The sequence below is a fragment of the Falsiroseomonas oryziterrae genome (genome assembly GCF_021864505.1).
Taxonomy (GTDB): Bacteria; Pseudomonadota; Alphaproteobacteria; order Acetobacterales; family Acetobacteraceae; genus Falsiroseomonas; species Falsiroseomonas oryziterrae.
The window spans coordinates 1-10206 of the sequence record NZ_JAKJIB010000127.1 but is presented as its reverse complement, the minus strand read 5'-3'; the positions used below and the strand labels follow the sequence as shown (position 1 = coordinate 10206).

The 10206-nt window shown below is 73.3% G+C and carries 12 protein-coding genes; 8 read left to right on the top strand and 4 right to left on the bottom strand.

The features are described 5' to 3' along the window. Both L2I40_RS12035 and L2I40_RS12030 read right to left on the bottom strand, forming a co-directional pair. Window positions 1–265, bottom strand: a 265-nt coding sequence (locus L2I40_RS12035; protein WP_237215198.1) for a hypothetical protein, incomplete at its 3' end; no start/stop codon positions are given. Further along, on the bottom strand, window positions 262–1458 hold the full coding sequence (locus L2I40_RS12030; RefSeq protein ID WP_237215197.1) for a hypothetical protein: 1197 nt from the start codon (window positions 1456–1458) through the stop codon (window positions 262–264). The genes L2I40_RS12030 and L2I40_RS12035, both read right to left, overlap by 4 nt. 292 nt (window positions 1459–1750) lie before the next feature. On the opposite strand from L2I40_RS12030, the gene L2I40_RS12025 reads away from it, so the two are divergent. The 5 genes from L2I40_RS12025 (at window position 1751) to L2I40_RS12005 (ending at window position 5640) form a co-directional block, all read left to right on the top strand. Then, window positions 1751–2725, top strand: coding sequence for a Bug family tripartite tricarboxylate transporter substrate binding protein (locus L2I40_RS12025; protein ID WP_237215196.1), 975 nt, complete (start codon window positions 1751–1753; stop codon window positions 2723–2725). Between the two features lie 16 nt (window positions 2726–2741). After that, complete coding sequence (locus tag L2I40_RS12020) at window positions 2742–3236, top strand: tripartite tricarboxylate transporter TctB family protein (protein ID WP_237215195.1); 495 nt, start codon at window positions 2742–2744, stop codon at window positions 3234–3236. Window positions 3237–3366: 130 nt separating this feature from the next. Further along, on the top strand, window positions 3367–4866 hold the full coding sequence (locus L2I40_RS12015; protein WP_237215194.1) for a tripartite tricarboxylate transporter permease: 1500 nt from the start codon (window positions 3367–3369) through the stop codon (window positions 4864–4866). Window positions 4867–4928: 62 nt separating this feature from the next. Continuing rightward, window positions 4929–5336 carry a type II toxin-antitoxin system CcdA family antitoxin gene (locus L2I40_RS12010; protein WP_272910958.1) on the top strand — a complete coding sequence of 136 codons (408 nt, stop codon included), beginning with the start codon at window positions 4929–4931 and terminating at the stop codon, window positions 5334–5336. 4 nt (window positions 5337–5340) lie between these two features. Continuing rightward, window positions 5341–5640: a CcdB family protein gene (locus tag L2I40_RS12005; protein ID WP_237215192.1), complete on the top strand. Its 300-nt coding sequence runs from the start codon at window positions 5341–5343 to the stop codon at window positions 5638–5640. On the opposite strand, the gene L2I40_RS12000 is transcribed toward L2I40_RS12005, so the two are convergent. Beyond that, window positions 5603–6247, bottom strand: a complete 645-nt coding sequence (locus tag L2I40_RS12000) for a TetR/AcrR family transcriptional regulator (RefSeq protein ID WP_237215191.1) — start codon at window positions 6245–6247, stop codon at window positions 5603–5605. The genes L2I40_RS12005 and L2I40_RS12000 overlap by 38 nt on opposite strands. An 89-nt stretch (window positions 6248–6336) precedes the next feature. Here L2I40_RS12000 and L2I40_RS11995 point away from each other — a divergent pair, with 89 nt between their 5' ends. The 3 genes from L2I40_RS11995 to mdoH are packed head-to-tail and all read left to right on the top strand — an operon-like array spanning window position 6337 to window position 9298. Next, a complete protein-coding gene (locus L2I40_RS11995; RefSeq protein WP_237215190.1) occupies window positions 6337–6762 on the top strand; it encodes an ABA4-like family protein in 426 nt (141 codons plus the stop codon). Next, window positions 6759–7559, top strand: a complete 801-nt coding sequence (locus tag L2I40_RS11990) for a hypothetical protein (protein ID WP_237215189.1) — start codon at window positions 6759–6761, stop codon at window positions 7557–7559. The genes L2I40_RS11995 and L2I40_RS11990 overlap by 4 nt, the downstream gene beginning before the upstream one ends. A gap of 56 nt (window positions 7560–7615) precedes the next feature. Beyond that, a complete protein-coding gene (mdoH, locus tag L2I40_RS11985) occupies window positions 7616–9298 on the top strand; it encodes a glucans biosynthesis glucosyltransferase MdoH (protein WP_237215188.1) in 1683 nt (560 codons plus the stop codon). On the opposite strand, the gene L2I40_RS11980 is transcribed toward mdoH, so the two are convergent. After that, the coding region (locus L2I40_RS11980; protein WP_237215187.1) for an SLBB domain-containing protein at window positions 9276–10206 on the bottom strand (931 nt) is incomplete at its 5' end. The genes mdoH and L2I40_RS11980 overlap by 23 nt on opposite strands.

Genomic DNA, 10206 nt, shown 5'->3' with positions numbered 1-10206 from the left:
GGGCGCCGACGGCGGTGCCGAGCGTGTAGCCCGCGGCCTCGCGCAGCGCGGAGAAGCGGTAGAGCCGGCCCGGCTCCTCGGCGTCCACGCGCGCGGCGGCGCGGCTGGTCAGCACGAGCATCGCCTGCGGATCGGCGCAGTCGCCGGCGAACCAGGCGCCGCGCAGAGCGTCCGGCACGCCGGCAGGGGCGGGGCCGGCGGCAGGCGCCTGGGCCTGGGCGGCAAGCGGCAGCGCGACCAGCGCGGCGGCGAGAAGCCTGATCATCGCAGCACGATCTCCTCGCCCGAGCACAGGTCCACGTTGGGCCGCGCCACCTCGCGCCCGTCGCGGAACACCGCGATCAGGTCGGCGGCGCAGGCGTCGGGGTCCACCGGCTCGACCTCCAGCACGCTGCCGATCGGCAGGATGTCGGCGCCGAGCCGGTCGTCGCCGCGCGGGCCGCCGGGGCGCCCGGTGTAGAGCTCCACGATCGGCAGCGGGCCGGCGTTGCGCAGGCGCAGCACGGAGGCGATCGGGCCGTCCATGTCGCCGTCGCCCGCCGTGTCGGCCACCGTCCAGCCGGGGCGGAGCACGATGCGGTCGGTCTCGCAGATGTCCAACGCCCGCCGCTCCTCCGCCCCGCCATTGGGGAAGACGATGCGGATATCGGCCTCGCAGCCGCCTTCCATGCGCAGCGTCGCCTCGTCGCCGACGGCGAGCATCGAGGTGCCGAGCCGGTCGGGCCCCCAGTCGCTGTCGGTGCTGGCGGACAGATAGGCCTCCAGCACCGGGACGAGGTGGCGGTTCACCAGCGTCACCTCGCGCGCCGGCAGGCGGGGGATGCCGGCGCGGTCGAAGGCGACCTGGCGCGTGGCGCAGAGATCGAGGCCGCGCGCCACCTCCTCGCGGTCGTCGGCATAGACGGCGCGCAGGTCGAAGGCGCAGTCGCGCGTGCGCATGCGGAGCGTGAAGCTCTCGCCGGGCGGGATGACGGAGGCGCCGAGGCGGTCCGGGCCCCAGGCGCGGTCGGCGGGCGCATCGGGCTGGGCGGGGGCGGCGTAGAGCTCGCGCAGCAGCACGCCGCTGCGGTTCAGCACCTCCGCCTGGAGCGTGGGCAGGCTGGGGTCGCCGAAGACCAGGCGCGGGTTGCGGCAGATGTCGACGCGCGCGCGCGTCACCTCCGTCCCGTCCGCGAAGACCGCGGTCACGTTGAAGGTGCAGTCGCGCGTGCGGCCGAGGCGGACCCGGTAGGTGGCGCCGACCGCGACGATGTCGGCGCCGAGCCGGTCCGGCCCGCGCTCGGCCGCGTTGGGCGGCGCGGCGTAGAGCTCGCGCAGCACCAGGTCGGTCTCGTTCTGCACCGTGAACTCGCGGGCCGGCGGCTGCTGCGCCGGCTGCTGGGCGGCCGCCGGCCAGAAGGCCGACGCCGCGAGCAGCGCGGCGAGCGCGAGCGGCCCGGAAGCGCGAAGGGGCGTCATGTCGGGATGAATCCTCGTCCTCGCGCGGAGAATGCTGCGGTGCGATGGCGGGCGACAAGCGGCTCGCGGCGGGTTGCGATGCCGTTCGCGCGTTCGGGGCGGCAGCGTGGCCGCGGCGCCTCATGCGGTCGGTCGATCGCCTCGGCCGATCGCATGAGGCGAGCCGATACCGCCGGGCGAGACTGGCGGGCGAGTTCGCCCGCCTTGCGGCGGACCGTCCGGTTTGCGCGGCTGCCGGCGCTGGCCTAGGTTGGAAGCAATGTCTCGCGCAGCGGGATTCGAGGGAGGAACCATGAGCATTCGTCGCCGCACCATCATTGCCGCTGCCGCCGGTCTGTCCGCAACCGCAGCGATGTCCGGCCCGGCTGCGGCGCAGCAGCGTTTCCCCAGCATGTTCGTCTTCGTGCCCGCGGGTCCGGGCGGCGGGTGGGACGGCCTCGGCCGCGCGATCGAGCAGGCGTCGCGCGCCGCGGGCCTGGTCGGCAGCTTCCAGTTCGAGAATGTCGGCGGCGCCGGCGGCACGGTCGGGCTGCCGCGCTTCGTCAGCCAGCGGCGCGGCCGCGGCGACGCGATCATGATCGGCGGCGCGGTGATGGTCGGCGCGGTGATCACAAACCGCACGCCGGTCGGGCTGAAGGACGTCACGCCGATCGCGCGGATGACGACCGAGCCCGGCGTGATCGTGGTGCCGGCGAATTCCGACTTCCGCACGCTGGCCGACTTCACCAATGCGCTGCGCGCGAACCCCGGAGCCGTCGCGATCGGCGGCGGCAGCGCGGGCGGCATCGACCACATCACGCTCGGCCTGATGCTGAAGCTGCTCGGCCGGAATGCGCGCGAAGGCAGCTACGTCGCCTTCGCCGGCGGTGGGCCGGCCCAGGCGGCCATCCTCGGTGCGCAGGTCCGCGCCGGCATCTCCGGCGTGTCGGAATTCGCCGAGCAGATCCGCGCCGGACGGATGCGCGCGCTGGCCACCACCGGCGAGACGCGCAGCCTCGACGGCGTGCCGACGCTGCGCGAATCCGGCATGGACATCGTCATCGGCAACTGGCGCGGCGTGTTCGGCGCGCCGGGGATCAGCGCGGCGCAGCGCCAGGCGCTGACGGACTGGATGACGACGCTGCATGCGACGCCGCAGTGGCGCGAGATCGTCCAGCGCCAGGGCTGGGACGACGCCTTCCTGACCGGCGCCGCCTTCGAGCAGTTCCTCGCGCGCGACCAGGCCGACACCGAGCAGGTGCTGCGCGACATCGGCCTGGCCAGCTGACGCGGGGGCACGGGGGGTGAAGCGCCGCGACCATGCCGATCTCGGCGCGGCGCTGTTCGTCCTCGGCCTTGGCGTGGTGGCGGCGTGGCAGGCCTCCGTCGTTCCCGTGTCGCCGCTGTATGGGCAGGTGGGGCCGAAGGCGGTGCCCTATGTGGTCGCCGCCGGGCTGGTGCTGCTCGGCGGCCTGCTGACGGCGAGCGCGCTGCGCGGCGGCTGGTCGCGTGACATCGAGGAGCTGCAGGAGGCGACGCCGACGAACTGGCGCGCGCTGGGGCTGCTGCTCGCCGGGCTGCTGGCCAATGTCGCGCTGATCGGGCCGTTCGGCTTCACGGCGGCGGCGACGGTGCAGTTCGCGCTGGTGGCGGCGGCCTTCGGCAGCCGGGCGCATCTGCGCAACCTCGTCATCGCCTTCGTCGTCTCGCTGTCGGCCTATGCGCTGTTCGTGAAGCTGCTGGGCGTGAACATCGGCGCCGGCGTGGTCGAGGCCCTGGTGTTCGGAGCGCCGGAGTGACGGGACCCCGCAGCCAGCCGGGCCGCGAACGCGGCCCCGCGCCGCGACTGTCCGCATCGCCGGGCGCAGCATGTCTGCGGCGCGCAAGGCAAGCCGCCGGAGGCGGCGCCCGCCGCCTGAGGGCCAGCTAATGGAAACGCTGTCCGGCCTTGCGATGGGCTTCGGCAACGCGTTGACGCTCGCCAACCTGGGCTGGGCGCTGCTGGGCTGCTTCCTCGGCACGGCGATCGGCGTGCTGCCGGGGCTCGGCCCGGCGCTGACCATCGCGCTGCTCCTGCCGATCACCTTCAGCGTCAGCGCGACCGGCGCCTTCATCCTGTTCTGCGGGATCTTCTACGGCGCGATGTATGGCGGCTCGACCACCTCGATCCTGCTGAACACGCCTGGCGAGTCCGGCTCCATCATCACCGCGCTGGAAGGCGCGAGGATGGCGAAGAACGGGCGCGCGGGGCCGGCTCTGGTCACCGCGGCGATCGGCAGCTTCGTCGCCGGCACGGTCGGCACGCTGGGCATCGCCTTCCTCGGGCCCGTCGTGGTCGAGCTCGCGCTGCAGCTGGGGCCGGCCGAGTACTTCTCGCTGATGGTGCTGTGCTTCGTCACCGTCTCCGCGGTGCTCGGCGGCAGCGCGCTGCGCGGGCTGACCAGCCTGTTCTTCGGTCTGCTGCTCGGGCTGGTGGGGATCGACCTGCAGACGGGCCAGCCGCGCCTGACCTTCGGCATCCCGGAGCTGCTCGACGGCGTGAACGTGGTGCTCGTCGCCGTCGCGCTCTTCGCAGTGGGAGAGACGCTGCACCTCGCGTGGCGGCATGCGGAAGGCAAGGCGGAGGTGCGGCCGGTCGGCCGCATATGGATGTCGCGCGGCGACTGGCGGCGCAGCTTCTGGCCCTGGATGCGCGGCGCCGGGCTCGGGTTTCCGTTCGGCGTGATGCCGGCCGGCGGCTCCGAGATGCCGACGATGCTGAGCTACTATGCCGAGCGGAAGCTCGCCACGCCGGAGGCACAGAAGGAGTTCGGCACGACCGGCGCGATCGAGGGCGTGGCCGGGCCGGAGGCGGCGAACAACGCCGCAGCGGCCGGCGTGCTGGTGCCGATGCTGACGCTCGGGCTGCCGACCAGCGCGACGGCGGCGATCATGCTGTCCGCCTTCCAGTCCTACGGCATCCAGCCGGGGCCGCTGCTGTTCACGACGCAGGCGGAGCTGGTGTGGACGCTGATCGCCAGCCTGTTCGTCGCCAACGTCATGCTCGTGGTGCTGAACCTGCCGCTGGTCGGGCTTTGGGCGAGCATCCTGAAGATCCCGCAGCCGCAGCTCTATGCCGGCATCCTGGTCTTCGCCACGATCGGCACCTACGGGATCAGCAATTCCGTCGTCGACCTGATCCTGCTCTACGGCATCGGCATCGTGGCGATGTTCATGCGGCGCTTCGACTTCCCGGTGGCCCCGGTGATCATCGGCATGATCCTGGGCCCGATGGCGGAACAGGCGATGCGGCAGGCGCTGACGATCAGCCAGGGCGACTGGACGACCTTCGTCACGCGGCCGGTGTCGCTGGCGATCCTGGTGGTGGCGCTGCTGGCGCTGTTGGGGCCGCGGCTCTACGGGGCGTGGCTGCGGCGGGTGGCGGCGTAGCGCGACGCGCGGACTACAACGTTTTAGTTGTCGATTTCGCCAATTTGGTGTAGCCAGCCGCTATGACGCTTGCGGATTGGCTCCAGAGGCATGGCGTTTCGCAGGCAGAGCTCGCTCGCCGCTGCGGTGTGAGTCAGCAGGCCATGAGCAGATGGGTTAAGGGCGAGAGGATCCCACGACCCGCGCAGATGACCGTTTTGGCGAGGGCGACGTCAGGGGCAGTAGGCCCGGCAGATTTTTTTTCTGCGGAGTCAACTCGACAGGGCTTCGCCGAAACCCAAGCCCCCTTCGCCACCGAAGCCCGCGCCCTCGGCCTCGACCCTGACGCCATCGCCGCCAAGGCCGTCCAGGACGCCATCCGCGCCGAGAAGCAGCGCCGGTGGCAGGAGGACAACCGCGCGGCGATGGACGCGCAGAACGCCTGGGTCGAGAAGCACGGCCTGCCGCTCGCGAAGCACCGGATGTTCTGAGCGCGTGGCGCGCTTCGACCTCTTCCGCGCGCAGGGTGGCCGGGGCTACCTGCTCGACGTCCAGCACAGGATGCACGACCACCTCTCGACGCGCGTCGTGATTCCGCTGCTGCCGGAAGCGGATGCGCCGCCACCCTCACGCGATCTCAATCCGCGCTTCGTGCTGGAGGACGGGCCGCACCTGCTCTTCCCGCAATACCTCGCAGCCGTCCCGAAGCGGGAACTCGGCCGCCCCGTCGCCAATCTCGAAGCGCATCGTGACGCCGTCACGAAGGCACTGGACCTTCTGCTGACGGGGTTCTGATCGGCGCCGCGCAGGCCGCCACCAGAAGCGCGACGAGGTCGTCCGCCACCTGCGGCGTCCAGAGCCCGCCGTCCGAGCCTTCGGCGCGCAGCGCGCAGAAGCCGTGCACGCCCGACCAGGCGAGCGCCAGCCGCGCGCGCCGCGCCCGCGCATCCATCCCCGGCTGCAGCGCCGCCATCGCATCCGACAGCAGCGCGAAGGCGCGACCGGCCGCTTCGCACCAGCCGGGGTCCTCGCGGTCGATCAAGTCGGTGCGGCACATCAGGCGGAAATGCGCGGGGTTGGCGCGCGCGAAGGCGATGTAGCCGCGGCCCGTCGCGGCGAGGCGCGCCGCCGGGGCCGCCGTCGCCGGCAGGGTCGCCAGCGCATCCTCCATCGCCTGCGCCAGGCGCGCCTCGCCCTCGGTCGCAAAGGCGGTCAGCAGGCCGCGCTTGTCGCCGAAATGCGGCGCGGCGGCGGAATGCGACACGCCGGCCCGGCGCGCGCATTCGCGCAGGCTCACCGCCTCCGGCCCGCGCTCCAGCACGATCTCGGCCACCGCATCGAGAAGGGCCTGGCGCAGCGCGCCGTGGTGGTGGCGGCCCTCCGGCTTGGGGGTGACGGACATGGCGGCATCCTGGCGCCATGGATAGAACTTGACAATGGTCAGATGCCGCGGCGTATAAACTGACCGCTGGAAAGTTCGTGAGGTGCCACGTGCCGCTCGAGACCGTCTTCTCCGCCGCCAACATGCTGGCGATGGCCGGCTGGTTGGCGCTGCTGGTCGCGCCCCGCCTGCGCGTCGTGCACTGGCACCTCGCGGGGCTGGCGATCCCGGTCCTGCTCGCCGCGGTCTACGCCGTGCTGCTGGCGATCCACGCGCCGGGGGCTGAGGGCGGGTTCTCCTCGCTGGCCGGCGTCGCGGCGCTGTTCCGGACCGAGGGCGTGCTGCTCGCGGGCTGGGTGCACTACCTCGCCTTCGATCTCTTCATCGGCGCCTGGATCTGCCGGCGCGGCGCGGCGGAGGGGATGAACCCGTGGCTGGTGCGGCTCTGCCTGCCGCCGACTTTCCTGGCTGGCCCGGTCGGGCTGCTGCTGTTCCTCGGCCTGCGCGCCGCGTTCGTGAAGGAGGCTCGCGCATGAACGCCATCGCGATCCGTCCCGACCGCCCGCTGCTGGCCGAACTCGATGCGCGCCAGCCGCAACTGGCGCGCTTCGGCTGGGCGATGCTGGCGCTGACCGTCGCCTGCGTGATCGGCATGGCGCTGGACCCGAGGACGCTGAACGGCGTGTCGGTCTGGGTGAAGCCGGCGAAGTTCGCGGCTTCCTTCGTCGCCTGGAGCTGGACGCTCGCCTGGGCCTGGGGCGTGCTGGCGCCCGCAGCGCGGGAGGGGATCGCGGCGCGGGCGGTGCTGTGGGGCACGCTCGGCGCGGCGGGATTCGAGCAGGGCTGGATCACGCTGCGGGCGGCGCTCGGCGTGCTGAGTCACTTCGCCGGGGATGCGCTCGGCGGCGTCATGTATTCGCTGATGGGCGCGGGCGCCGTGACGCTGGTGGCGCTGGCCGCGCTGCTCGGCCTGCTGGTGCTGCTGCGCGGCGATCCGGCGCAGCCGCGCCCGTGGCGGCTGGCGGTCGGGCTCGGGCTCGTGATCGGCGGCGTGCTGGGCGGCGTCTCGGGCGCGTCCATCTCGGGGCTCGGCACGCCGAAGGTCGGCGGCACGGCGTCGGACGCCGCGAACCTCGCGCCCTTCTTCTGGTCGCGCGACGGCGGCGACCTGCGCGTCGCGCATTTCCTGTCCATCCATGCGATGCAGGCGCTGCCGCTGCTGGCGCTGCTCGGGGCGGGCGCGGGGATGGTCTGGGCGGGCGCGCTGGGCTGGACCGCGCTGTCGGTGGCGGCCTATCTGCTGGCGCTGGGCGGCGTGCCGCTCTCGCCCTGACCTGCCTTTGCCCGGCCCGCCGCAAGGGCGCCACGATCCGACCGCATCCATCGCCCGTGACCGAGAACGTCGTCCTTCGCCGCACGCTGTTCGGCGGCCTCGTCGCCGCGATCGCGGCGCTGCTGCTGTGGCTCACCTGGCGTGCGCTGGCGCCCGGCGGCGTCAACGCGATCGAGTGGCTCATCCTGCTCTGCGCGCTGCTGACCGTGCCCTGGGCGGCGCTGTCGGCGGCGAATTCGATCCTGGGCCTTGTTCTCCTGCTCGGCTCGCGTGATCCGCCGGGCGCCGTGCTGCCGGCGCTGCGCCGCGCCCGGCCGGGCCCGCCGCGCGGCGTCACCGCGCTGGCGGTCTGCATCCGCAACGAGGACATGCAGTCCGTGCTGCCGCCGCTCGGGCGGCTGATGGACGGGCTGGCGGCAGAGGGGGCCGGCGACCGCTTCCGGCTGTGGCTGCTCTCCGACACGCAGGAGCCGGGGGCCGCGGCGGCGGAGGAGGTGGCGGTGCGCGACTTCGCGGCGCGCCATGCGCATGTCCACTACCGCCGCCGCACGCAGAACACCGGCTTCAAGGCCGGCAACGTGATGGACTTCCTCGACCACCATGCGGGAGAGGCGACGTTCTTCATCACCCTCGACGCCGACAGCGTGATGACGCCGCGCGCCGTGCTGCGCCTCGTCGCGATCATGGAGGCCGAGCCCGACCTCGCCATCGTGCAGCAGCTGATCGTCGGGCGTCCGGCGACCGCCGCCTTCCCGCGGCTGTTCCAGTTCGGCATGCGCGCGGGCATGCGCAGCTGGGCCACCGGGCAGGCGTGGTGGCAGCTCGATGCCGGGCCGTATTGGGGCCACAACGCGATCATCCGCTGCGAGCCATTCCGGCGGCACGCGCGGCTGGAACCGCTGGCCGACGGCAGCCGCATCCTGAGCCACGACATGGTGGAGAGCGTGCGGCTGCAGGCGGCCGGTTGGCGCGTGCGCTGCCTGCCGGAGGAGGACGGATCGCTCGAGGCCAATCCGCCCGCGATGCCGGAATTCCTCCGCCGCGACGAGCGCTGGGGGGCGGGGAACATGCAGTACTGGCAGCTGCTGAAGCTGCCGAACTTCACCGCGATGGGACGGCTCCAGCTGCTGCAGGCGATCCTGCTGTTCCTCGGCGCGCCGCTCTATGCGGCGATGCTTCTGCTGGCGGCGGTCAACGCGGCGACGGGCTGGGGCGCGGCGACGCCGATGGGCGCGCTCGCGCTCGCGGTCTTCGCGCATTGGCTCTGCTACTTCGCGCCGAAGCTCTCAGGGTATGCGCAGGCGCTGCTTCGCCGCGACGTGGCTGCGCGCTATGGCGGCCGCGTGGCCTTCGCGAAAGGCGCGCTGGCCGAGTTCGTCTTCATGCAGCTCTTCGAGCCGCTCTCCACGCTCAACAAGGCGATGTTCCTGGCGACGCTGCCCTTCGGCCGTCGGACGGGCTGGGCGCCGCAGAACCGCGCCGACCGCGGCATCGCCTGGGCGGACGCGGCGCGGCTGCTGTGGCCGCACACGGCGATCGGCGTCGCGCTGACGCTGGTCTTCGCCGGCGTGTCCTGGGCCGCGCTGCTGCTCGCGCTGCCCTTCACGCTCGGCATGATGCTCGCGATCCCGCTCTGCGTGTGGAGCGCGGATCCGGGCGTCTCGGCCTGGCTGCGCGAGCGCCGCATCGCCGCGACGCCCGAGGAGTTGGAAGGGATCACCGCAACTCGCGCGAGATGACGGCGAGCGCGGCGCCGGAGACGGTCGCCTGCGTCAGCACGGCCGTCAGGTCGCGGATCAGGCCGCGCGTCTCAAAGGGCGAGGGGTCCTGCGGCACGACGACGAGGCTGCCCGGCGGCACCGCCGGCCCGCCGCCGCCGTTCCAGCCCGAGACCGCGGACGGCACGGACTGCCCGTTGGGCAGCACGAGGAAGGCGCGCGCGCCATCGGCAAAGCGCTGCGTCCCGCCGGCCGCGCGGACATAGTCCGCCGCGCGCCAGTCCGGCTGGAACTGCAGGCTGCCGGCGTTCAGCACGGCGCCGACCACCGTCACCTCGTTGGGCCGCTTCGGCACCACGATCAGGTCGCCCGGCTCGAGCAGCACGTCGAGGTCGGGGCGCGCGGCCAGCACCACCGGGTTCGCCTCCACCACCATGCGCCCGGCGGCCTGCGCGGCGCGCAGCGTGTTCGCCAGTTCCCGCCCCGCATGGACCAGCCCGCCGAGGTCGCCGGGCCCGCCCGGCCCCGCGATGTTCGCCTGGCCCGCCGCGACGGAAAGCAGCGAGGTCTCGACGTCGCGCGCGGCGCGCGCGAAGCCGTCCTGCTGGCGCAGCCGCACGCTCTCCCGCGTGAAGACGGTGCCGTAGGGATAGGCCTGTGCGGTCAGGCCGCCGGCGCGGGCGAGCAGCTCGGACAGGCGCTCGCCGCGACGGATGTCGTAGACGCCGGGGCGCGCCACCTCGCCGGCGAGGGTGACCGGCCCGACCTCCCGGTCCGCGAAGCCGCGCGGGATGCGCACCGCGTCGCGCGGCGCGATGCGGAGCGCGGCGAAGCCCTGCCCGCGCAGGTCGTGGCGCGTGCGGTCGAGCATGATCGCGGCCCCCGCCGCCGGCTCCCGCGCCAGTTCCACGGCGGAGAGGTCGGCGCCG